Genomic DNA, 22758 nt, shown 5'->3' on the forward strand with positions numbered 1-22758 from the left:
TTTACTGCTAATGACTCAGACTCTCAGCCAGCTTGAACACAACGGTGCATTCATTGAGCGCCATATCGGTCCTTCACCCGAGCAGCAAGCGATGATGCTTGAGGCGATTGGCGCCCCCTCGCTGGAGGCGTTAATCGGCACGATTGTCCCGGCCGACATTCAGTTGCCCGGCCCGCCAGCCGTGGGTGAAGCGGCGACGGAACAACAGGCGCTGGCTGAACTGAAAGCGATTGCCAGCCAGAATCTGCGTTACAAATCCTGGATCGGGATGGGATATAGCGCGGTGATCACCCCACCGGTTATCCTGCGCAATATGCTGGAAAACCCAGGCTGGTACACCGCGTATACTCCGTATCAGCCGGAAGTTTCGCAGGGACGACTGGAGGCGTTGTTAAACTTCCAGCAGGTGACCCTCGATCTGACCGGCATGGATATCGCCTCGGCCTCGCTGCTGGACGAAGCGACCGCTGCGGCAGAAGCGATGGCGATGGCCAGACGCGTCAGCAAGCTGAAAAATGCCAACAAATTCTTTATTGCCGATGATATTCATCCGCAAACGCTGGATGTGGTGCGGACCCGTGCCGAAACTTTTGGCTTTGAACTGATTATCGATCGGGCTGAAAAAGCGCAGGATCATGACGATCTGTTTGGCGTGCTGCTGCAACAGGTTGGCACCACCGGTGAAGCGCACGATTACAGCGCGCTGATTGCCGGACTGAAAGCCCGCAAAGTGGTGGTCAGCGTCGCAGCGGATTTCATGTCGCTGGTCCTGCTGGAAGCGCCAGGCAAGCAGGGTGCCGATATTGTCTTTGGCTCGGCACAACGCTTCGGCGTGCCGATGGGGTACGGTGGCCCTCATGCGGCCTTCTTCGCCAGCCGCGATGAGCATAAACGTTCAATGCCGGGGCGCATCATCGGCGTCTCCCGCGATGCCGCCGGTAATACCGCGCTGCGCATGGCGATGCAGACCCGTGAACAGCATATCCGTCGTGAAAAGGCCAACTCCAACATCTGTACCTCACAGGTGCTGCTGGCGAATATCGCTGGCCTGTATGCGGTATTCCACGGTCCGGCCGGACTGAAACGCATTGCCTCACGTATTCATCGTTTTACCAACATTCTGGCGGCGGGCTTGCAACAAGGCGGCCTGACGCTGCGTCATCAGCACTGGTTCGATACGCTGACGGTTGAAGTAACAGACAAAGCGGCGGTCCTGAACCGCGCTCAGAGCTTTGGCGTCAACCTGCGAAGCGATATTCACCATGCTGTTGGCATCACGCTGGATGAAACCACCCGTCGTGAAGATATTCTGGCGCTGTTCGCCATTCTGCTGGGCGATGCGCACGGCCTGGATCTGGATAAGCTCGACAGCGAAGTCGCACTGGAGAGCCAGTCGATTCCAGCCGGTTTGCAGCGCCACAGCGATATTCTGACCCATCCGGTGTTCAACCGTCATCACAGTGAAACAGAGATGATGCGCTACATGCACAGCCTGGAGAAAAAGGATCTGGCGCTGAATCAAGCGATGATCCCTCTGGGCTCCTGCACCATGAAGCTCAACGCCGCGGCAGAAATGATCCCGATTACCTGGCCGGAATTTGCCGAACTGCACCCGTTCTGCCCGGCAGAACAGGCCAGCGGTTATCTGCAGATGATCGGTCAGCTGTCACAGTGGCTGGTGCAGCTCACCGGTTACGATGCGCTTTGCATGCAGCCGAACTCTGGTGCACAGGGCGAATATGCCGGTCTGCTGGCAATTCGTCGTTATCATGAAAGCCGCAATCAGGGCGACCGTCACCTCTGCCTGATCCCCAGCTCGGCGCACGGCACCAATCCGGCGTCGGCCCAGATGGCCGGCATGGATGTGGTAGTGGTGGCCTGTGACAAACAGGGCAACATCGACCTCGGCGATCTGCGTGAGAAAGCGGCACAGGCGGGCGATAAACTCTCCTGCATCATGGTGACCTATCCGTCAACGCACGGCGTTTATGAAGAGACCATCCGCGAAGTCTGCCAGATTGTGCATCAGTACGGCGGTCAGGTTTATCTCGACGGCGCAAACATGAATGCCCAGGTCGGTATCACCACGCCAGGCTATATTGGCGCGGATGTCTCGCACCTTAACCTGCATAAAACCTTCTGTATCCCGCACGGCGGCGGCGGACCGGGAATGGGGCCGATTGGCGTAAAAGCGCATCTGGCACCGTTTGTTCCGGGCCATAGCGTGGTGCAGATCGATAGCGTATTAACCCAGCAGGGAGCGGTGTCAGCGGCCCCGTTTGGCAGCGCCTCTATTCTGCCGATCAGCTGGATGTACATCCGCATGATGGGAGCAGAAGGGCTGAAGCAGGCCAGTTCAGTCGCGATCCTGAATGCCAACTATATTGCCAGTCGTTTGCAGTCCGCCTATCCGGTGCTCTATACCGGCCGTGATGGTCGGGTGGCGCACGAATGTATTCTTGATATCCGGCCACTGAAAGAGCAGACCGGCATCAGCGAACTGGATATTGCCAAACGCCTGATCGACTACGGTTTCCATGCGCCAACCATGTCGTTCCCGGTCGCGGGCACGCTGATGGTGGAGCCGACCGAATCGGAAAGCAAAATCGAGCTGGACCGCTTTATTGATGCGATGCTCTCTATTCGTATGGAGATCGACCGGGTCGCGGCGGGCGAATGGCCGCTGGAAGACAACCCACTGGTGAATGCGCCGCATACCCAACTGGAAATCGTCAGCGAGTGGACGCATCCTTACAGCCGTGAGCTGGCGGTTTTCCCGGCGGGCAGCCACAACAAATACTGGCCGACGGTAAAACGTCTGGATGATGTGTTTGGTGACCGCAATCTGTTCTGCTCCTGCGTACCAATGAGCGACTATCAGTAACTCACGCCAATCGCATAGCCGCTAAGCAAATCTGAGCAGGGCCGATTCGTCGGCCCTTTTTTATCTGGAGGCGAAATGAAATTAGCACTGGTTACCGGCGGCAGCCGCGGTATCGGACGCGCCACGGCGTTATTACTGGCGGCCAGAGGCTATCGGGTGGCGGTCAATTATCGCCAGCGCGAGGCAGAAGCACAGCAGGTGGTGACAGAGATTCAGCAGCAGGGCGGCGAGGCCTTTGCGCTGCAGGCAGATATTGCTGATGAAGCCCAGGTGATGGCGATGTTTGCGCAGCTCGATCAACAGCCAGCGCCGCTGACGCTGCTGGTCAATAACGCCGGGATTCTGTTTCAGCAGTGCCGGGTCGAGCAGCTGGATGCAGCACGCCTGCACAAAGTGTTTGCCACTAACGTCATCGGCACCTTTCTCTGCAGCCGCGAAGCAGTAAAACGTATGGGCACCCATCACGGCGGTCAGGGCGGCGCGATTGTTAACGTCTCGTCAGCCGCCTCACGGCTTGGCGCACCGGGAGAGTACGTCGATTACGCCGCCTCTAAAGGGGCGATGGATACGCTGACCAAAGGGTTATCGCTGGAAGTCGCGCAGCAGGGGATTCGGGTAAATGGGGTTCGTCCGGGATTCATTTATACCGAGATGCATGCCGACGGGGGTGAAGCAGGCCGGGTTGATCGCCTCGCCAGTGTAATCCCGATGGGCCGCGGCGGGCAGGCAGAGGAGGTGGCAGAAGCGATCGTCTGGCTGGCCAGCGAGGCGGCCTCTTATGTCACCGGCAGCATCATTGATGCCGCCGGCGGACGCTAACCGACAGCGCCGCCGCTTTTCAGCCGCGGCGTCATCCGTTACAGGTTTTCGCCGTTGCTGGCGATGACCTGCTGATACCAGTTAAAGCTTTTCTTCTTCGAACGGGAGAAATCGCCGCTGCCGTCGTCGTTTTTATTGACGTGAATAAAGCCGTAACGCTTATCGTACTGGCCGGTGGTAAAGGAGACGCAATCCAGGCAGCCCCACGGCGTATAGCCCATTAATTCCACGCCGTCGTGCGTCACCGCCTTTTTCATCTCTTCGATGTGGGCGCGCAGATAATCGATACGGTAATCATCTTCAATCACGCCCGCGGCGTTTGGCTTGTCGATTGCGCCAAAACCGTTTTCTACGATAAACAGCGGTTTCTGATAACGCTCATACAGCTCGTTAAGCGCGTAACGCAGGCCGACCGGGTCAATCTGCCAGCCCCAGTCTGACGCTTTAACGTGTGGATTTTTTACCACGCCTTCGAAACCGGTGATCGGATCGTCCACGCCGCTGGCATCAGTCTTCACGGCATTACTCATGTAATAGCTGAAACCGACGTAGTCCGCACAGCCTTCACGCAGCGTGTCGGCGTCCTCCGCTTCCATCTGGATCTCATAGCCTTTACGCGCCCACTCTTTCAGCGTGTAGGTCGGATAGTAGCCGCGCATCTGCACATCACTGAACACGTAACGCTGATGCATCGCTTCCTGCGCCAGCACCACATCATCAGGATGACAGGAGAATGGGTAGACCGGCACCATGGCGATCATACAGCCAATCCGGAAGTCAGGATTAATAGCATGACCGAGTTTGACGACCTTAGCGCTGGCGACAAACTGGTGGTGCATTACCTGATACATCGCCTGCTCAGGCTTCTCATGCTCGGTAAAGATCACCCCAGAGCAGCAGTAACCAAACAGCGGATATTGCCAGTTGCGCTGGTTATTGATCTCGTTAAAGGTCATCCAGTATTTCACTTTGTTTTTATAGCGATTCAGCACTACTTCGCTGAAACGCACAAAGAAATCGACCACTTTGCGGTTGTGCCAGCCGCCGTACTGTTTCACCAGGTGATAGGGCATTTCGAAGTGGGAGAGGGTGATGACCGGTTCAATGCCGTACTTCAGCAGTTCATCAAACAGATCGTCGTAGAATTGCAGGCCAGCCTCGTTTGGCTGTTGCTCGTCGCCATTCGGGAAGATGCGGGTCCAGGCAATTGAGGTGCGGAAGCATTTGAAGCCCATTTCGGCAAACAGCGCGACATCCTGTTTATAGTGTGAGTAGAACTCAACGGCCTGATGGTTAGGATAGAAATTGCCGGGCTGGACACCGTCGGTAATGACCCGATCGACGCCGTGTGAACCGCCGGTCAGCACATCAGCGATGCTGACGCCTTTGCCGCCCTGATCCCAGCCGCCTTCAACCTGATGCGCTGCCACCGCTCCGCCCCAAAGAAACCCTTTTGGTAACTGCAATTCTGCACTCATGCTTCACCCCATTACGGATATTGAAATTGGAATGAGTTTAGCAAGGCAATAATGAAAGTCACGATATAACAGCGCGCCAGTAATGTGATCTGTTACATCAGAAAAACAGGCTGTTTTATTTACCCAGTTGGCGGCCAATCGCTTCAATAATATAGGTGACCGGCACCTGCGTCGTAATGTCTGAATTATCAGCCATCCGAATAATCGGGACGTGATAGCAGAGGCTGAAATCACTCATTTTCGCCAGCGAGCAGCTCTCGGTGTTAGTGATGGCAATGATTTTGCACTTGTTGAGGCTGAACTGGCTGGCAATGCGCAGGATCTCTTCGGTCTCGCCGGAGACGGATAAAATAATCGCAATCGCATTTTCATACAGATCAGGGCTGACCGGATAATAGGGATCGTCAATCGCGTGGCTGAATTTACCCAAATTGGAAAAGAAACGGGCGCCATATTTTGCCAGGCTGCCTGAGGTACCGACGCCAATAAAAAATACCCGCTCCGCCCGATTAATCTTTTGCGCCGCCTGGGCAATGATCTGCTCGAACTCCGGGTTATTAATACTTTTAAAAAAACTCAGCATCTCATTGACGCTGGCGGTATTAACCTGCGGCGCAGTCTGCTGCTCGGTTAACCGTAGCCGGATACGGAATTCCGACCAGCCTTCACAGTGCATCTTGCGGCAAAATCGCAGCACGGTAGTGGTGGAGACCGCGGCCTGCTCGGCCAGCTCGCGAATGGTCATATAGCTGACACGTTCACGATGTTTGATGATGAACTGATAAACCTGCATTTCCAGGTCGTTAAGGCGGGCGAGATCGCGGTGCGAAAACATGGGTGGCTCATTGTACAGTTGACCAGCCCGCAGTTTACCAGATTCATCGGCTGGTTTGACCGTTACAAGGTTTCACAGATTAATTTCAGCGTACATGTGTACACCGAAACCGATGTTGGCTACTCTGGATAAGGTTTTTTTTGTATCGCTTCACTTTCAGGACACCTTATGACCACCACGCGTTTACCCTCAACGGGCTACTCACTGACCGAGGAAATTGCCAATAGCATCAGTCATGGGCTGGGCTGTCTGTTTGGCGTTGTCGCACTGGTATTAATGCTTAACCAGGCGAGGGAGACGGGCGCAGATGCCATGGCGATCACCAGCTACAGCCTGTACGGCGGCAGCATGATTTTGCTGTTCCTGGCCTCAACGCTCTATCACGCCATTCCCAACGGACGGGCCAGACCCTGGCTGAAAAAGCTGGACCACTGCGCTATCTACCTGTTGATTGCCGGCACCTATACGCCTTTCCTGCTGGTGGGCCTGAGGTCGCCGCTGGCCTACGGTCTGATGGTGGTGATCTGGAGCCTGGCACTGGCCGGCATCATCTTTAAGCTGACCATTGCGCACCGCTTTAAAGTGCTGTCGCTGGTAACCTATCTCTGCATGGGTTGGCTGTCGCTGATCGTGGTGTATCAGCTGGCGATGACGCTGGCACCCGGCGGTATCTGGCTGCTGGCAATCGGCGGCATCATCTATTCGCTTGGGGTCATTTTCTACGTCGCGCGCCGCATTCCATTCAATCATGCTATCTGGCACGGGTTTGTACTGGGCGGCTGTGTCTGTCACTTCTGCGCGATTTACTTTTATGTCGGATAGCCAGGCGGAGCGATCCTCCGCCTGGCCGCGATCAGAGCTGTGACGCGAGCATATCTTCCAGCTTTTGCTGATCGAGTGCGAACTGGCGGATGCCTTCTGCCAGCTTATCGACCGCCATCGCGTCCTGATTATGCAGCCAGCGAAATTGCGCTTCCGTCAGAGGCGAGGGCGGATTCGACACCGCAGTCGAAGGCGTCAGCTGGCGCGTCACCGGCAAATTACTGTTTTCCAGGCTCTGCAGCAGCTCAGGCGAGATGGTCAGCCGATCGCAACCGGCCAGGGCCAGGATCTGTTCGGTTTTACGAAAGCTGGCCCCCATAATCACCGTCTGATAGCGGTGAGATTTGTAGTAGTGGTAAATATTGCGAACCGATACCACGCCCGGATCGTGCTGCGCTGTGTATTCCGCCTGCGGATTGCGGCTGTGATGCCAGTCAGAGATGCGTCCGACAAACGGCGAAATCAGGAACACCCCCGCTTCGGCACAGGCCTGCGCCTGAGCGAAGGAAAACAGCAGCGTCAGGTTGCACTGAATGCCGTTGCGCTCCAGCGTTTCAGCCGCGCGGATCCCTTCCCAGGTTGATGCCAGCTTAATCAGAATACGTGAGCGGTCGACGCCTTGCTGTTCATACATCCGCACCAGCTTTTCAGCCCGGGTGACGCACATGCCGCGGTCAAATGAGAGCCGCGCATCGACCTCGGTCGAAACCCGGCCCGGCACGCTTTTCAGGATCTCCACGCCCAGATTGACCGCCACCCGATCGCAGGCATTGATGATCTGCGTCTGTTTACTGCCGCCCTGTGTTCTGGCGTAATTCACCGCCTCTTCAATCAGTGGCTGGTAGCGGCTCAGGGTCGCCGCTTTCAGAATCAGTGACGGATTAGTGGTGGCATCCTGCGGATGATAGCGACGTATCGCCTCGATATCGCCGCTGTCGGCGACCACGGTGGTGTACTGTTTCAACGCCTCTAAGGGGTTCATTTTTCACTCCATAATCAGGTCTGCAGCGCCATGGCGGGCACACTTTTCCCTGCGAAAGCAGCGTCGCATTTCTGGTGGTGTCGGTAAGGGGGATCGGGCGAAGCCCTGAGGTGACTGACTTCGCCCGCACAGCAAAGGCGGCTTACTTATTCAGGCTGGCCTGCTCGTAGTACTCAATTTTATCGACTTTAGCGCTCGAGCCGCCGGCTTCAAATTCTGACGCCAGCCAGGCGTTGACGATACTTTTCGCCAGCTCCGGCCCGACCACGCGTGCGCCCATCGTCATCACCTGGGCATTGTTACTTTTACGGGCGCGCTCAGCAGAGAAGGTGTCGTGGCACTGGGCCGCACGGACGCCGGGGACTTTGTTGGCGACAATCGCCACCCCGATTCCGGTGCCGCACAGCAGAATTCCACGCTCATATTTCCCCTGCTGGATAGCGGTTGCCAGCGCAAACGCCACATCCGGATACATCGGCCGGTCATTACGGGCGTCATTGCTGTAATCCACCACTTCGTACTGCTTCTCTTCCAGATGACGTTTAATCAGGTTTTTCAGCTCAATCGCCGCATCATCGGCGCCAATCGCGATCGTTTTCATCGTCTTCTCCAGCAAGTTACCCGCTCAGCCCGCCATGCAACAGCAGGCGCAAAAATGTTCAGCATCAGCCTGACACACTTCTGTTCATATGTTCAAGTCTATTTCATTTGCTTAGAAAGGAAATTCGACCGTGAAGCGCAGGCAAAGGCGGCCTTCACGCCGCACAGCGCGGCGCTTTCGGCGTTTTATCTGAAAAGTGCACCAGATTTAATTCGTTTGAAGAGGATCACAGATCTCATTGTTGCAGTTGAGAGCTGCTCAATTATACGTGTACTGTTCATTTGTTCGCGTAGTGATACCAATGTACAAGAAGACCCATCGAGGACTCGCACATGGATTACCCAGGCTCTGTTTTTTGCACCTGCTTCGACAATGCACCGCGTGCGTTGCCAACACCTGACACTCTCTTTCATCGCGCCCGGACCGGAGGTGCGTCGTGACCCAAACCACAATGACCGCAGTGGAGCAATCCGCGATTCGTAAGATCTCCTGGCGACTGGTGCCGTTCGTCGCCCTGATGTTTTTTATCAACTTCCTCGACCGTACGGCAATTTCGTTCGCCGGGCCGAATGGCATGACGCAGGACCTCGGCCTGACTGCCGTACAGTTCGGCCTCGCCTCCGGCATCTTTTTCATCGGCTATATCCTGCTGGAAGTGCCGAGCAACCTGGCCCTGCATCGCTTTGGTGCCCGCAGATGGCTGGCGCGCATCATGATCAGCTGGGGCATCGTGTCGCTGCTGTTCACCTGGGTCAGCAGCATTAATGGGCTCTATACCCTGCGCCTGCTGCTGGGCATCGCCGAGGCGGGCTTTTTCCCGGGCGCAATCCTCTATCTCAGCATGTGGGTACCGGCGCGCCATCGCAGCAAAATTCTGTCACTTTTTTACCTGGCGCAGCCGCTGACCGTGGTATTTGGCGCACCGCTGGCAGCGTCCTTCATTGAACAGCATGGCCTGTTTGGACTGGCTGGCTGGCGCGTGATGTTCCTCGGCGTCTCGATTCCGGCGATTTTGATCGGCATTGTGGCGCTGTTCTGGCTGGTGGATTCACCGCGGCAGGCGAAATGGCTGACGGCGGATGAGAAAAACTGGCTGACCCGTGAGCTGGATGCTGAGCATCAGGCCAAGCAGCACACCGGACACCAGGGCGTCCGCAGCATTCTGGGTAATGGTCGGGTCTGGATGCTGTGTCTGATCTACTTCGGTTTTATCTATGGCCTGTACGCGCTGGCTTTCTTCCTGCCGACCATCATCGGCGGCTTCCAGCAGCAGTTCGGCACCACCTTCAATGTGATGCAGAAAGGGTTGATCACCGGCGTCCCTTATCTGATTGCGGCGGTCGTGATGTTCTTCTGGTCCCGTGACGCCTCACGTCGTGGCTGCAAAACCTGGCATATCGCTATCCCGGCGGTGACCGGTGGTATCAGCGTGCCGCTGGCGCTGTTCATGGACTCACCGTTCACCACCATCATGGTGATTGCGATTACCGCCAGCTCGATCTTTGCCGCCTTACCCAATTTCTGGACCTTACCGACGCAGTTTCTGACCGGTGCCTCTGCCGCGGCCGCTATCGCCCTGATCAATACGCTGGGCAATGTCGCAGGCTTCTCGGCGGGCTATATCACTGGCGCGCTGCACGATGCAACCAGCAGCTACACCGTACCGATGTTTGTGGTGGGCGGATTTATGCTGCTGTCAGCGGTGCTGATGCTGTTGCTGAATCGCAGTCGCCAGCAGGAACCGACCTCTTTAGCACAGGAGCAATTACCATGACTTACCTGTTTAACCAACCTTCAGCCTTCGCGGCTGAACTGATTGAAGGCTTTGTGGCCGCCAATGCCGATAAAGTGCGTCAGGTGCCTGGCGGAGTGGTACGCAACACCCGCAGCCAGCCGGGCAGCGTGGCGGTGGTGGTCGGCGGTGGCTCCGGCCACTATCCGGCGTTCGCCGGGTTGGTTGGGCAGGGTCTGGCGCACGGCGCGGCAATGGGCAACCTGTTCGCCTCGCCGTCGGCGCAGCAAATTTATAATGTGGCCCGCGCGGCAAACAATGGCGGCGGCGTATTACTGATGTTCGGCAACTACGCCGGTGACGTGCTGCATTTCGGTCAGGCCTGTGAGCGTCTGCGCGGCGAGGGTATTCCGTGCGACATTCTGGCGGTCACCGACGACATTTCCAGCGCCGGCATCGACGAGATTGAAAAGCGGCGCGGGGTGGCGGGGGATCTGACGGTATTCAAAGTCGCCTGTGCCGCCGCAGAAGCAGGCTATGCGCTGCCGGAGGTGCTGCGGGTGGCGCAGCATGCCAATAACCGCACCCGTTCATTTGGCGTGGCATTTTCTGGCTGTACCTTACCCGGCGCATCACATCCGCTGTTTGAAGTTGAAAAAGGGCGGATGGCGCTGGGCCTGGGGATTCATGGCGAACCGGGCATCAAAGAGACGGAGGTGCCAACCGCCGATGAGATGGCTGACATCTTTGTCAGCCGGCTGCTCAGCGAACTGCCGCCGGGCGTCAGCCAGTCGGCGGGACAGCGGGTGGCGGTAATTCTTAACGGTCTCGGCACGGTGAAATATGAAGAGCTGTTTGTGGTCTACCGGCGGGTGGCGCAACTGCTTGAGGCGGCGCGGCTGCAGATCGTCGAGCCGGACGTCGGTGAATTCGTCACCAGCTTCAATATGGCCGGTGCCTCACTGACCTTGATGTGGCTGGATGATGAGCTGGAAACCTTCTGGCGCGCCCCGGCGAATGCGCCGGCCTATCGCAAAGGCAGCGTTATCGTTGCCGAACCGCTGGGTCAGGAGGCCACGCAGGTGCAGGCGGAAGAGAGTCTGCCTGTCGCCAGCGCCGCCTCACAGCAGAGCGCACAACAGATGCTGCAACTGCTGGAGGCGGTGGCCACGATGCTGCAACGCAACGCCGAAAAACTGGGAGATATTGATGCGGTCGCCGGCGATGGCGATCACGGCATCGGCATGGAACGCGGCGTGTTGGGCGCGGTGGAAAAGGCGCGTCAGGTCGCAGCCCGGGGCGCCGGTGCCGGCACGCTGTTATGCCGTGCTGCGGATGCCTGGGCAGACAAAGCGGGCGGCACCTCTGGCGCACTGTGGGGCGTAGCGCTGACCGCCATCGGAACCGCTATCGGTGATAATCAGTCGCCGGACGCTGCGCGAATCGCCAGAGGCATACGACAGGCGCAGGAAGGAATTCAGCACTTTGGTAAAGCGCGGGTCGGCGACAAGACCATGGTTGATGTGCTGGTGCCGTTCAGCGACAGCCTGAATGCGGCCGTCGCACGCGGTGCCTCGCTGACGGACGCCTGGCACGAAGCTGCGCGCGTGGCTGACCAGGCGGCGCAGGCCACGGCACAACTGCTGCCTAAAATGGGTCGCGCCCGTCCGCTGGCCGAAAAAAGTCTCGGTACGCCCGATGCAGGCGCCATTTCGCTGGCAATGATTGTTAATACGGTGGCTGATTTGTTGAAAGATCACGCGACCGCCGGGCAGGGAGTCTGAGCATGACACAACCTGCTCTGTGGCTGGGTGTCAGCCTGAAAATGTACTTCAGCTACCAGCAAACTCTCGACTGGTGCCACGAAGTCGCCGCGCTGGCGCGTCGACATCCGGCGATTCAGCGTGGCGATATCGGGCTGTTCGTCCTGCCTGCCTATCCGGCGATTCCGGCGGTTGCCGCTATTTTTGCCAATACCCCGGTGCGCGTTGGCGGCCAGGATGTTTGCCAGGCCGAAAACGGTGCCTGGACCGGCGAAGTCAGTGCCAGCATGTTGCAGGAACTCGGCTGCAGCCTGGCTGAGATTGGTCACGCCGAACGCCGCCGCCATTTCCATGAAGATGCCGCGCAGATTGCCGCCAAGGTGGCGATGTCGCTCCGCCACGGCCTGACCCCGGTGTTGTGCATCGGTGAAACGCAACAGGGTGAGCCGTCACAGGCGATCGCCCTGTGTCAGCAGCAGCTGGCCGAGGCGCTGTCGCTGGCGCAGCAGCAGGGGCTGACCGGTACGCTATTTTTCGCCTGGGAACCACAGTGGGCGATTGGCGCACCGCAACCGGCTCCGGATCACTACATCCGCGCGGTCTGTGAAGGGCTACGCGAGCTGCCGTCGCCTGCGGGTATTACCCTGCAGGTGATCTACGGCGGCAGCGCCGGCCCGGGCTTGATTCAGCGCCTTGGCGGCGCGGTTGACGGCCTGTTCCTCGGCCGCTTTGCCCATGATCCTGCCGCGCTGGCGCAGATTATCGATGAGGCCAGCGCGCTGCTGGCGGAGCGTCACTCATGAGCCAGATCGGACTCAGCACCTATGCCTTTTTCTGGCGCATGTCAGAGCGGGTCCCGCAGCCGCTGACGCTGGAGCAGATGCTGGAGCAGACCGCCGCGCTGGATTTGTCGCTGTTCCAGATTTGTGATTATCCGGCGATTGAGAGCTGGTCGGATGCTGACCTGCAACGGTTGCGTCAGCGGGCTGATGCGCTGGGCATCACGCTGGAGCTGGGGACTCGCGGGCTGGATACCGCCCATCTGCAACGCTATCTGCAGCTGGCACAGCTGCTCGGCGCGCAGGTGGTGCGCTCCATGTTCTATACCGCCAGCCATCGACCGTCGCTGGAGCAAGCGGCACAGCTGATCGCCAGCGTGCTGCCGGACTACGCACGTCAGCAGGTGCGCCTATGTCTTGAAACCTACGAGCAGGTCAAAACCGCTGACCTGATGTCAGTGATTAACCGCTTTTCATCGCCGTGGCTGGCGGTCTGTCTCGATCCGGCCAACTGCGTCGCCGGGCTGGAGTTACCTGAACAGGTTATCGCGCAGACTGCGGCACGTGTCGGCAATCTTCACATCAAAGACTTTGCCTTTACCCGGCGTGACGGCTGGGTTGGCTTTACCTATGCCGGTTGCCCGATGGGCGAAGGCTTACTGGATTATGACCAGATGATCGCCAGCGTGCGCCCGGCCGAAAGGGGCATTAACCAGATTATTGAACACTGGTTGCCATGGCAGGAGGACGCCGCTACCACCTGTCAGCGTGAGGCGGAGTGGACAGCGCGCAGCGTGGAATTCTTACGTAGTAAACAAAATCGGGAGTAATAATAATGAATCAACTGAAAACCCTTACTGTGATTGGCGCCGGCGGCAAAATGGGCATGCGCATTTCAGCCAACTTCCAGAAAAGCGATTACCAGGTCTTTTACTGCGAGAATTCACCCGCTGCACAGCAGCAGGTTACTCAACAGGGCCGTGAGCTTTCAGATGCCGATTCGGTGGTGCCGTTAAGCGACGTCGTCATTCTGGCGGTGCCGGACATCGTGCTGGGTAAGGTCTCTGAAGCGGTCGTGCCGCAGATGAAGCCAGGCGCGGTACTGTTAACGCTCGATCCGGCGGCCGCTTATGCCAACCTGATCTTCCAGCGTGACGATATCGACTATGCGGTGGCGCATCCGTGTCACCCGTCCGTTTTCCTTGAGCGCTACACCAAAGAAGAGCACGCCGACGCGTTTGGCGGAATTGCAGCTATTCAGCATGTGGCCGCCGCCTGGGAAGCGGGCAGTGAGGCGCAGCGCGACGAACTCAGCAAGGTTATCCGCGTGATGTATGGTCCGGTGGAGCAGGTGCACTGGGTGACCGTAACGCAGCTGGCCTACCTTGAGCCGACGCTGGTGGAGACCGTTGCCTGCATGGTCGGGGCCTTTATGAAAGAGGCGCTGGACGAAACGGTTAAGCACAGTGGCGTACCGGAAGAGGCCGCAAAGGCAATGCTCTACGGGCATATCCAGATTGCGCTGGCGGTGGCGTTCCGCGCCACCAATCCGTTCTCTGATGCCTGCATGATCGCCATGGAGTATGGACGCGAGAAGATTGTGAAGCCTGACTGGAAGCAGATTTTCGAGCAGAAAGAGCTGGATATCGTGATTGCCCGCATGCTGAAAATCGACGCGATTCGTCGCTAATCTGTGACACTGCTAGCGGCTCGCCGCGTCAATGCCTGGCGAGGTGAGCCGTATCAATGGTATAAATTCCCTCCTGAAACGCCTGTGCTTAGTCAGGTAACTCACTGCGAGACAGATAACGCATGGAAAAACACACGCTTTCTCAGGACTCCGAACTGCTGACCGAAATCGCAGTCGCCTATTATCAGGACGAAATTACCCAGGAAGAGATTGCGCGTAAGTTTGGCATTTCACGCATCAAAGTCGGACGGCTGCTGAAGCGCGCCAGGGAAGAGGGCATTGTTGAAATCAACGTGCGTTACCACCCGGTGTTCAGTACCCGTCTTGAGCAACAGCTGCTTGACCGCTTCCCCCACTTACAGCGCGCGCTGATCGCCCTCGACCTGCAGGACAACGATGAGCAGCGACGTCAGGTGGCGGCGCTGGTCTCCTCCTGGCTGGAGCAATCACTTAAAGAGAATTCGGTCGTGGCGGTCGGGCAGGGACGCAATGTGGCGGCTGTCGCCGACCATCCGGGTCAGGTACCGACGCGTAACTGTCACTTTATCAGCGGTATCGGCGGCACGCACCGCCCCGGTGATGCGATCAATGCCGACCATATCAGCCGTCGTCTGGCGAAGAAATTTGGTGGCATCAGCGAAACGCTCTACGCCCCGGCTTATGTTGAAGATCGGGCGCTGAAAGAGGCGTTTATGCAAAACGGCACGATTAAAGAGACGCTGGATCGGGCGCGCAAAGCCGACTTTGCCCTGGTCGGCATTGGCGACATGAATGAAAACAGCTATATGGTGAAATTAGGCTGGTTTACGCCGCATGAAATTATCGACGCCAGTCTGAATCAGGGCGTGACGGGCGATATTGCCGGCTATGATTTTTTCAATTCGCAGGGACAGCACGTCGATACCGTAATGAACGATCGGGTGATTGGTCTGAGCATTGATGAGCTGCGCAAGATCCCCTGCGTTATCGCCATCGCCTCAGAGAACACCAAAGCAATGGCGATTCTCGGTGCGTTGCGTACCGGTGCCATCGACATTATCGCCACCACGGCGCAAAACATCCGCACTCTGCTGAACATGACGCAGAAAACGGAGTAATCGCCGGGCAGGCACGCAGCTTATGCGGCTGCGTGCCTGAGTGGTTACTCTTCCTGCAGCGAGTAGGGCAGCGGCTGAATCGTCAGCTGTCCGCCTTCATCACCCTCAACCCGCAGCACGCTATCCGGCTCCAGATCGTTATTCATCACCACCTGCACCCAACTGACACCGTCATCCAGCTGCACTGCCGCCAGCACGCTGCCGGTACGACGCCAGCGCTCACCCATCCGGAGTTCCAGCGCCGTATTTGCCGCTGGCAGATGGCTGGCCTGGCCCGCCAGCCAGTAGAGCGCGCGTTTGTTCGCACCGCGGTATTTGGCCCGCGCCACCATCTCCTGACCGGTATAGCAGCCTTTTTTAAAGCTGATGGCGTCCAGCGCCTGCAGGTTGGTGGCCTGGGGAATAAACTGCACGCTGGTGGCGGGATCAATCACCGGAATGCCGGCTTCAATGTCCAGCGCCAGCCACTGCTGACTATCATTTAACTGTGCATCATCCGCCAGTTTCTGCTGCAGTGATTCGGCCTGGGCCAGCGAGGTAACGATCAGGAAACGCTCTGCCGGATGCGCGAACCACAGCAGCGTCGTTTCTCCCTGCTGCACCACCGGGGTTTCGCTGTCGGGCAGCTGTTCAAACAGGTTGGCCAGCGCAGCGCGTGCCTGAAAACCAGCCACGCCGAGTAACACTGCCTCATCGTCGGCCGCCAGCGTCACTTTAGAGAACACCGCATATTTCTTTAATTCGCTCAGTTGGGTGTCGCGCAGTTCACGACGAACCAGGTAGGCGTAGCCTTCGCCACGATGGAACAGACGCAGGTTGCTCCACATCTTGCCTTTAGCATCACAGTGGGCGGCGGGCAGATGGTGCGCAGCATCCAGCGCGGCGACGTCCAGCGTCAGCTGACCCTGCAGGTAGGAGGTGCTGTCGGGACCGAAGACGGAAACCAGCGCCCAGGCATCCAGTGAAATCAGCGTTAACGGCAGACGGGACGAGGCTGCAGGCTGGCGCGGCGGTAAGGTAAAGGTTGGCATGGAGATATCCTGAGTAAGAGGGTTCATCCGAAAAGATATCCTCAATGTTAAAAGAGCAGACTGGCAATGCAACCTGTTTACCGATAACGGCGCACAAATCGCGTGATAACCCTGAAAAAATGCGGCTTGCTTTGCGGCCGATTGCACAGTGTGTTGCGCTGCGCCTGCAGCCCGCCACAATCCAGGTTACACTAGCCGCCATGTTGTGAACTGTGGAAACTGACGCATGGATATCAATGATAAATCACGTATTCAGTGGGCCTGCCGCCGTGGCATGCTGGAGCTGGATGTCGCTATTATGCCGTTCTTTAAATATGAATATGACAGCCTGAACGACACCGATAAGCAGGTGTTTATCGCGCTGCTGAAGAGTGACGATCCCGACCTGTTTAACTGGTTGATGAACCACGGTGAACCCAGCGATCCTGAACTGAAGCGGATGGTTAACCTGATTCAGCAGCGTAACCGTGAACGCGGCCCCGTGGCAATGTAAGCTGCGGCCATCCCGCCAGGCGCGCGGCCTGCTGGGCGTCTGGCTGGGGGTGACGGTAACGGCTCTATTGCTGCTGACGTTGCCGGTCAGCGGATGGCTGATTAAACTGGCGATGATCGGACTGCTGCTGGCCGAAGGCTGGCGTAATCATCGACGGCTCAGTCAGCGGCGCGGTTCGCTTCAACGGGAAAGTGCGCAAATCTGGTGCTGGCAGGGTACACGCTGGCGGCCGACTCAGCCGCTGCGCTGGTTGCCGTTTGGCGTGCTGCTGGTGGCGAAAAGCGAGCAGGGCAAGACGCTGCGCTGGTGGCTGATGCAGGACAATATGCAGCCTGGCGAATGGCGGGCGTTACGCGCCTGCTGTTTCAGCGAGGCGCAACACTGACTGCGTCACTAGCGGCATCAGTTGCGGCGTCAGGGCCAAAAGCCACCCGCCGGACCACACCGTTTCGCGATTACAGTAGTTCGGCGGTTTCCGTTAACACCTGCTCGCACCACTGCTCGACGCGCTCGTCGGTGACCTCAAACTGATTCACATCATCGAGCGCCAGACCGACAAACTGCTTCCCATCGGCACTGAGCGGTTTCGGGCTGGTGAACTCGTACCCTTCCAGCGGCCAGTAACCCACAAAACGCACCCCCATCGGCTGCAATAGCTCATGCAGCATACCGAGCGCATCAAGGAACCATTCACCGTAGCCAATCTGATCGCCCATACCATACAGCGCCACAATCTTATTGCGCAGATTCAGGGTCGACAGCTGTGGCCAGATCGCTTCCCAGTCCTCCTGCAACTCGCCAAAATCCCAGGTCGGGATGCCCATGATCAGCAGATCGTACTGTTCCATCAGGCGCGGATCGTCATCTTTGACGTTGTGCAGGGTGACCAGCTCTTCGCCAATAAAATCGCGAATTTTCTCCGCTACGATTTCGGTGTAACAGGTGCTGGAACCGTAAAAAAGACCGATTTTCATGCAGATAACACTCTGTAAATACTGACTTTGGCGCAATTGTACCAGAAGCGCCGTTGAATCAGGCATAATGAGCATGATTTTACAGCGAACGGCGGGGATAACGTGCAAGACAGCGAACTGACTGAACAGTTTCTCGATGCGCTCTGGATTGAACGCAATCTGGCGCAGAATACTCTCTCCTCCTATCGCCAGGATCTCCAGACGCTGACCAGCTGGCTGGCGCATCATAACCTGACGCTGCTCAGCGTGATGCCGCTGGATCTGCAGCAGTTTCTGGCCGAGCGGCTGGAGGGCGGTTACAAGGCGACCAGTTCAGCCCGGCTGCTGAGCGCTATGCGCCGCCTGTTTCAATACCTCTACCGCGAGAAGCTGCGCGCTGACGATCCCAGTGCGCTGTTATCGGCACCAAAACTGCCGCAGCGGCTGCCGAAAGATCTCAGTGAAGCGCAGGTTGAACGCTTGCTACAGGCACCAAATATCGACATCCCGCTGGAGCTGCGCGACAAAGCGATGCTGGAGTTACTCTACGCCACCGGTTTGCGTGTTTCTGAGCTGGTCGGCCTGACGCTGAGTGATATCAGCCTGCGCCAGGGTGTGGTGCGGGTAATCGGCAAAGGCGATAAAGAGCGACTTGTGCCGTTAGGTGAAGAAGCGGTTTACTGGCTGGAGCATTATCTGGAACATGGGCGTCCGTGGTTGCTCAACGGACAGACGCTGGACGTGATGTTCCCGAGCAACCGGGCGCAGCAGATGACGCGGCAGACCTTCTGGCACCGCATCAAGCATTACGCCACGCTGGCCGGCATCGACAGTGAAAAATTGTCGCCCCATGTGATGCGCCATGCGTTTGCTACCCATCTGCTGAACCACGGTGCCGATCTGCGTGTCGTACAGATGTTGCTGGGACACAGCGATCTCTCCACCACCCAAATTTATACGCATGTCGCCACCGAGCGCCTGCGTCAGTTGCATCAACAACATCATCCGCGGGCCTGATCTGCGGGAATAAGGAAAGAGATGAACAAGCATTTTGCCATGCTGGCGCTGTTAGCCAGTGCCTTTTCCGGTCTGGCGCAGGCCGATGACAGCGCCATTCAGCAATCATTGAAAAAGCTCGGCTTAAATCAGACTGAGATTACCTCATCGCCGCTGCCGGGCTTTAAAACCGTGCTGTCGGAAAGCGGCGTGCTCTACGTGACCGATGATGGCAAACACATGATTCAGGGCCCGCTGTATGACGTCAGCGGTGCGCAACCGGTCAACGTAACCAATAAGCTGCTCGATAAAAAAGTCGAGGCGCTGGTGCCGGAAATGATCGTCTACAAAGCGCCGAAAGAGCAGCATGTGGTAACGGTGTTTACCGACATTACCTGTGGCTACTGCCGCAAACTGCATGAGCAGATGGCGGACTACAATGCGCTGGGTATCACCGTGCGCTACCTGGCGTTCCCACGTGAAGGACTGCATGGTCAGATTGAAGGCGCGATGAAAGCGATCTGGTGCAGCGCCGATCGTAATAAAGCCTTTGATGATGCGATGAAGGGCGATGCGCCGAAAATGACCGCGCCTGACAGCTGCAAAATCAATATTGAACAGCATTACAAGCTCGGGGTGCTGTTTGGCATTCAGGGCACGCCAGCCATCCTGACCGACAGCGGCATGATGATTCCGGGCTATCAGGGTCCGCAGGAGCTGAAGCAGGTACTGGATAATCAAAAACGTGGTGGTTAATCGGTGGTAAAAAACGAAGTGGAACTGCGTCGCCGTGAGGTGACGGTCGAAGATGCGCTGCCGGCAACCCTGCCGCCGCTGCTGAAACGTCTTTATCTGCAGCGCGGGGTACGCGACGCGGCTGAGCTGGAGCGCGGCGCGAAAAACCTGCTGCCGTTCCAGGCGCTGAGCGGAATCGATAGCGCGGTAGCGTTGCTGCATCAGGCGCTGCTCGATGGCCGTCGCATTATGGTGGTGGGCGATTTTGATGCCGACGGCGCGACCAGTACCGCGCTGACGGTGATGGCGCTGCGCAGCATGGGCGGCAGCAACGTGCAGTATCTGGTGCCGAACCGCTTCGAAGATGGCTATGGTCTCAGCCCGGAAGTGGTTGAACAGGCGCGTGCGCGCGGTGCGGCGATGATCCTGACGGTGGATAACGGCATCTCGTCGCATGCTGGTGTGGAATGTGCACATCAGCACGGCATTCCGGTGCTGATCACCGATCACCACCTGCCGGGTGAGACCCTGCCGGCGGCGGAAGCGATCGTCAATCCTAACCTGGCGGACTGCAATTTTCCTTCCCGCGCGCTGGCCGGTGTCGGCGTCGCCTTTTATCTGATGCTGGCCCTGCGCGCTTATCTGCGGACGCAGGGCTGGTTTGGCACAACCCGCAGCGAACCCAATCTGGCTGAACTGCTGGATCTGGTGGCGCTTGGCACGGTGGCCGATGTGGTGCCGCTCGACGTCAATAACCGCATTCTGGTGTGGCAGGGACTGAGCCGGATTCGCGCCGGTAAATGCCGTCCCGGCATTCGTGCGCTGCTGGAGATTGCCAACCGCGATGCGCGCCAGCTGGCGGCCAGCGATCTCGGCTTTGCGCTTGGACCACGGCTCAATGCGGCAGGGCGGCTGGATGATATGTCAGTCGGGGTGGCGTTACTGATGACCGACGATCTCAGCCAGGCGCGGATGTTAGCCAGCGAACTGGATGCGCTCAACCAGACGCGTAAAGAGATTGAGCAGGGCATGCAGAGCGAAGCGCTGGCACTGTGTCAGGCGCTGGAACGTGAGCAGAGCGACCTGCCGCTGGGGCTGGCGTTTTATCATCCGGAGTGGCATCAGGGCGTGGTCGGGATTCTGGCCTCGCGGCTGAAAGAGCGCTTCCATCGCCCGGTGATTGCCTTTGCGCCAGCCGGTGACGGCACGCTGAAAGGCTCCGGCCGCTCGATTGCCGGTCTGCATCTGCGTGATGCGCTGGAGCGGCTCGATACGCTGAATCCAGGGCTGATGCTGAAGTTTGGCGGCCATGCAATGGCGGCGGGACTGTCGCTGGAAACCGCACGCTATGAGGAGTTTCGCCAGCGTTTTGCCGAACTGGTCGGCGAATGGCTGGATGGCGAATCGCTGCAGGGCATCATCTGGTCCGATGGCGCGCTGCAGCCGCAGGAATTTTCCCTGCAGACCGCTGAGATGCTGCGTGAAGCGGGTCCCTGGGGCCAGGCGTTCCCGGAGCCAGCGTTCGACGGCAAATTTAAGCTGTTACAGCAGCGGCTGGTCGGTGAGCGGCATCTGAAAGTGATGGTGGAACCGCTGGGCGGCGGCCCGCTAATCGATGGCATCGCCTTCAATGTCGATACCACACTGTGGCCCGACACCAGCGTGCGTCAGGTCGAGCTGGCCTACAAACTGGATATCAATGAATATCGCGGGAACCGTTCGGTGCAGCTGATCATTGATCATCTCTGGCCGATTAACTGACCTCTGGCGGTGGTCGTGCGGCAGCGCGCGGCCGCCCGCCGGGCTCAGGACCGCCTTCTTTTCCTCTGGTGAAACGCCACTCGCCACGCGGTTAATAGATCGCCGCGCCACCACCGCATCAGCGCTACAAACTGTCGTCAGTTTCGGGTAAACTTATGCGTTAATTTTCCTGTCCCATCGAACGCAAAAAAGACGCTAAAGCCATGTTTGAAATCAACCCGGTCAAAAACCGTATTCAGGACCTCAGTGAGCGCAGCGACGTTCTTCGGGGGTATCTTTGACTACGATGCCAAGAAAGAACGCCTCGAAGAAGTAAACGCCGAGCTGGAACAGCCAGACGTGTGGAACGAACCGGAACGCGCCCAGGCACTGGGCAAAGAGCGCTCCTCGCTTGAAGCGATTGTTGACACTCTCGATCAGATGACGCAAGGCCTGGAAGATGTCCAGGGTCTGCTGGAGCTGGCAGTCGAAGCGGACGACGAAGAGACGTTCAACGAAGCGGTGGCCGAGCTGGATGGCCTCGAAAGCAAACTGGGCGAACTCGAATTCCGCCGCATGTTCTCCGGTGAGTACGACAGTGCCGACTGCTATATCGATCTGCAGGCGGGCTCCGGCGGTACCGAAGCGCAGGACTGGGCCAGCATGCTGATGCGTATGTATCTGCGTTGGGCTGAAGCCCGCGGCTTCAAAACTGAAATTATTGAAGAGTCTGAAGGCGAAGTGGCGGGTATTAAATCCGTGACCATTCGTGTGTCAGGCGATTACGCCTTTGGCTGGTTGCGTACCGAAACCGGCGTGCATCGCCTGGTGCGTAAGAGCCCGTTCGACTCCGGCGGTCGTCGTCACACCTCCTTCAGCTCAGCCTTTATCTATCCGGAAGTGGATGACGATATTGATATCGACATCAACCCCGCCGATCTGCGCATTGACGTCTATCGCGCCTCCGGTGCCGGCGGCCAGCACGTTAACCGGACGGAATCTGCGGTACGTATTACCCATATTCCGACCGGCACCGTGACCCAGTGCCAGAACGACCGTTCTCAGCACAAGAACAAAGATCAGGCGATGAAGCAGATGAAGGCGAAGCTGTACGAGCTTGAGATGCAAAAGAAAAATGCTGAGAAACAGGCGCTGGAGGACAACAAGTCCGACATCGGCTGGGGCAGCCAGATCCGTTCTTACGTGCTCGACGATTCGCGCATTAAAGATCTGCGTACCGGTGTGGAAACGCGCAACACCCAGGCGGTGCTGGACGGCGATCTGGATCGATTCATTGAAGCTAGTTTAAAAGCAGGGTTATAAGGAAC

The 22758-nt window shown here is 57.8% G+C and carries 22 protein-coding genes; 16 read left to right on the forward strand and 6 right to left on the reverse strand.

The genetic code is table 11. The features are described from left to right. The first annotated feature begins 10 nt into the window (after nucleotides 1-10). Together gcvP and ACLIBF_RS04590 are read left to right on the forward strand one after the other, a co-directional pair. Nucleotides 11-2884: an aminomethyl-transferring glycine dehydrogenase gene (gcvP, locus tag ACLIBF_RS04585; RefSeq protein WP_279810348.1), complete on the forward strand. Its 2874-nt coding sequence runs from the start codon at nucleotides 11-13 to the stop codon at nucleotides 2882-2884. A gap of 75 nt (nucleotides 2885-2959) precedes the next feature. Beyond that, the gene (locus ACLIBF_RS04590) at nucleotides 2960-3703 is read left to right on the forward strand and encodes an SDR family oxidoreductase (protein ID WP_046289229.1); all 744 of its coding nucleotides are present in this window, start codon (nucleotides 2960-2962) and stop codon (nucleotides 3701-3703) included. Between the two features lie 38 nt (nucleotides 3704-3741). Here ACLIBF_RS04590 and ACLIBF_RS04595 read toward each other — a convergent pair whose 3' ends face one another. Together ACLIBF_RS04595 and ACLIBF_RS04600 are read right to left on the reverse strand one after the other, a co-directional pair. Then, a complete protein-coding gene (locus ACLIBF_RS04595) occupies nucleotides 3742-5181 on the reverse strand; it encodes a 6-phospho-beta-glucosidase (RefSeq protein ID WP_046289228.1) in 1440 nt (479 codons plus the stop codon). Between the two features lie 115 nt (nucleotides 5182-5296). Further along, complete coding sequence (locus ACLIBF_RS04600) at nucleotides 5297-6016, reverse strand: MurR/RpiR family transcriptional regulator (RefSeq protein ID WP_031375751.1); 720 nt, start codon at nucleotides 6014-6016, stop codon at nucleotides 5297-5299. A gap of 168 nt (nucleotides 6017-6184) precedes the next feature. Here ACLIBF_RS04600 and trhA point away from each other — a divergent pair, with 168 nt between their 5' ends. Further along, on the forward strand, nucleotides 6185-6838 hold the full coding sequence (gene trhA, locus ACLIBF_RS04605; RefSeq protein WP_279810349.1) for a PAQR family membrane homeostasis protein TrhA: 654 nt from the start codon (nucleotides 6185-6187) through the stop codon (nucleotides 6836-6838). 31 nt (nucleotides 6839-6869) lie between these two features. On the opposite strand, the gene tal is transcribed toward trhA, so the two are convergent. Further along, entirely contained in the window at nucleotides 6870-7820 is a 951-nt protein-coding gene (gene tal, locus ACLIBF_RS04610; RefSeq protein ID WP_069728860.1) for a transaldolase, read from the reverse strand. Between the two features lie 142 nt (nucleotides 7821-7962). Beyond that, the gene (rpiB, locus tag ACLIBF_RS04615; RefSeq protein WP_031375748.1) at nucleotides 7963-8421 is read right to left on the reverse strand and encodes a ribose 5-phosphate isomerase B; all 459 of its coding nucleotides are present in this window, start codon (nucleotides 8419-8421) and stop codon (nucleotides 7963-7965) included. Nucleotides 8422-8475: 54 nt separating this feature from the next. On the opposite strand from rpiB, the gene ACLIBF_RS04620 reads away from it, so the two are divergent. The 7 genes from ACLIBF_RS04620 to ACLIBF_RS04650 all read left to right on the forward strand — a co-directional run bounded on the left by ACLIBF_RS04620 (nucleotide 8476) and on the right by ACLIBF_RS04650 (nucleotide 15482). Further along, entirely contained in the window at nucleotides 8476-8904 is a 429-nt protein-coding gene (locus ACLIBF_RS04620; RefSeq protein WP_279810350.1) for a hypothetical protein, read from the forward strand. Further along, nucleotides 8873-10195 (forward strand): MFS transporter, encoded by a 1323-nt coding sequence (locus ACLIBF_RS04625; protein WP_236566406.1) that lies wholly within the window; start codon nucleotides 8873-8875, stop codon nucleotides 10193-10195. Before ACLIBF_RS04620 ends, ACLIBF_RS04625 begins: the two co-directional genes overlap by 32 nt. Continuing rightward, nucleotides 10192-11937, forward strand: coding sequence for a dihydroxyacetone kinase family protein (locus ACLIBF_RS04630; RefSeq protein WP_279810351.1), 1746 nt, complete (start codon nucleotides 10192-10194; stop codon nucleotides 11935-11937). The genes ACLIBF_RS04625 and ACLIBF_RS04630 overlap by 4 nt, the downstream gene beginning before the upstream one ends. A gap of 2 nt (nucleotides 11938-11939) precedes the next feature. Continuing rightward, nucleotides 11940-12719, forward strand: coding sequence for a triose-phosphate isomerase family protein (locus ACLIBF_RS04635; protein ID WP_279810352.1), 780 nt, complete (start codon nucleotides 11940-11942; stop codon nucleotides 12717-12719). Further along, nucleotides 12716-13525, forward strand: a complete 810-nt coding sequence (locus ACLIBF_RS04640; RefSeq protein ID WP_279810353.1) for a sugar phosphate isomerase/epimerase family protein — start codon at nucleotides 12716-12718, stop codon at nucleotides 13523-13525. Before ACLIBF_RS04635 ends, ACLIBF_RS04640 begins: the two co-directional genes overlap by 4 nt. Before the next feature lie 2 nt (nucleotides 13526-13527). Continuing rightward, a complete protein-coding gene (locus tag ACLIBF_RS04645) occupies nucleotides 13528-14385 on the forward strand; it encodes a phosphogluconate dehydrogenase C-terminal domain-containing protein (protein WP_122983626.1) in 858 nt (285 codons plus the stop codon). 122 nt (nucleotides 14386-14507) lie between these two features. Continuing rightward, nucleotides 14508-15482, forward strand: coding sequence for a sugar-binding transcriptional regulator (locus tag ACLIBF_RS04650; RefSeq protein ID WP_046289226.1), 975 nt, complete (start codon nucleotides 14508-14510; stop codon nucleotides 15480-15482). Nucleotides 15483-15526: 44 nt separating this feature from the next. Here the strand turns inward: ACLIBF_RS04650 and ygfZ are convergent, their stop codons facing one another. After that, a complete protein-coding gene (gene ygfZ, locus ACLIBF_RS04655; RefSeq protein WP_031376215.1) occupies nucleotides 15527-16513 on the reverse strand; it encodes a tRNA-modifying protein YgfZ in 987 nt (328 codons plus the stop codon). Between the two features lie 226 nt (nucleotides 16514-16739). Between ygfZ and sdhE the strand changes: the two genes are divergently transcribed. Both sdhE and ACLIBF_RS04665 read left to right on the forward strand, forming a co-directional pair. Then, entirely contained in the window at nucleotides 16740-17006 is a 267-nt protein-coding gene (gene sdhE / locus ACLIBF_RS04660; RefSeq protein ID WP_031376214.1) for an FAD assembly factor SdhE, read from the forward strand. After that, on the forward strand, nucleotides 16981-17391 hold the full coding sequence (locus ACLIBF_RS04665) for a protein YgfX (RefSeq protein WP_448309433.1): 411 nt from the start codon (nucleotides 16981-16983) through the stop codon (nucleotides 17389-17391). The genes sdhE and ACLIBF_RS04665 overlap by 26 nt, the downstream gene beginning before the upstream one ends. Nucleotides 17392-17461: 70 nt before the next feature. Here ACLIBF_RS04665 and fldB read toward each other — a convergent pair whose 3' ends face one another. After that, entirely contained in the window at nucleotides 17462-17980 is a 519-nt protein-coding gene (gene fldB / locus ACLIBF_RS04670; RefSeq protein ID WP_031376212.1) for a flavodoxin FldB, read from the reverse strand. 102 nt (nucleotides 17981-18082) lie between these two features. Here fldB and xerD point away from each other — a divergent pair, with 102 nt between their 5' ends. The 4 genes from xerD (at nucleotide 18083) to prfB (ending at nucleotide 22753) form a co-directional block, all read left to right on the forward strand. Then, complete coding sequence (xerD, locus tag ACLIBF_RS04675; protein WP_031376211.1) at nucleotides 18083-18976, forward strand: site-specific tyrosine recombinase XerD; 894 nt, start codon at nucleotides 18083-18085, stop codon at nucleotides 18974-18976. Between the two features lie 21 nt (nucleotides 18977-18997). Beyond that, nucleotides 18998-19711 carry a bifunctional protein-disulfide isomerase/oxidoreductase DsbC gene (gene dsbC / locus ACLIBF_RS04680; RefSeq protein WP_031376210.1) on the forward strand — a complete coding sequence of 238 codons (714 nt, stop codon included), beginning with the start codon at nucleotides 18998-19000 and terminating at the stop codon, nucleotides 19709-19711. 3 nt (nucleotides 19712-19714) lie between these two features. Next, the gene (gene recJ / locus ACLIBF_RS04685; RefSeq protein ID WP_046289225.1) at nucleotides 19715-21451 is read left to right on the forward strand and encodes a single-stranded-DNA-specific exonuclease RecJ; all 1737 of its coding nucleotides are present in this window, start codon (nucleotides 19715-19717) and stop codon (nucleotides 21449-21451) included. Between the two features lie 203 nt (nucleotides 21452-21654). Next, a protein-coding gene (gene prfB / locus ACLIBF_RS04690) for a peptide chain release factor 2 (protein ID WP_122983627.1) occupies nucleotides 21655-22753 on the forward strand; the annotation gives its coding sequence in 2 pieces (ribosomal slippage) (nucleotides 21655-21729 and nucleotides 21731-22753; 1098 coding nt in all). The last annotated feature ends 5 nt before the right edge of the window (nucleotides 22754-22758 follow it).

It is taken from the genome of Pantoea sp. PGP6 (genome assembly GCF_053474785.1).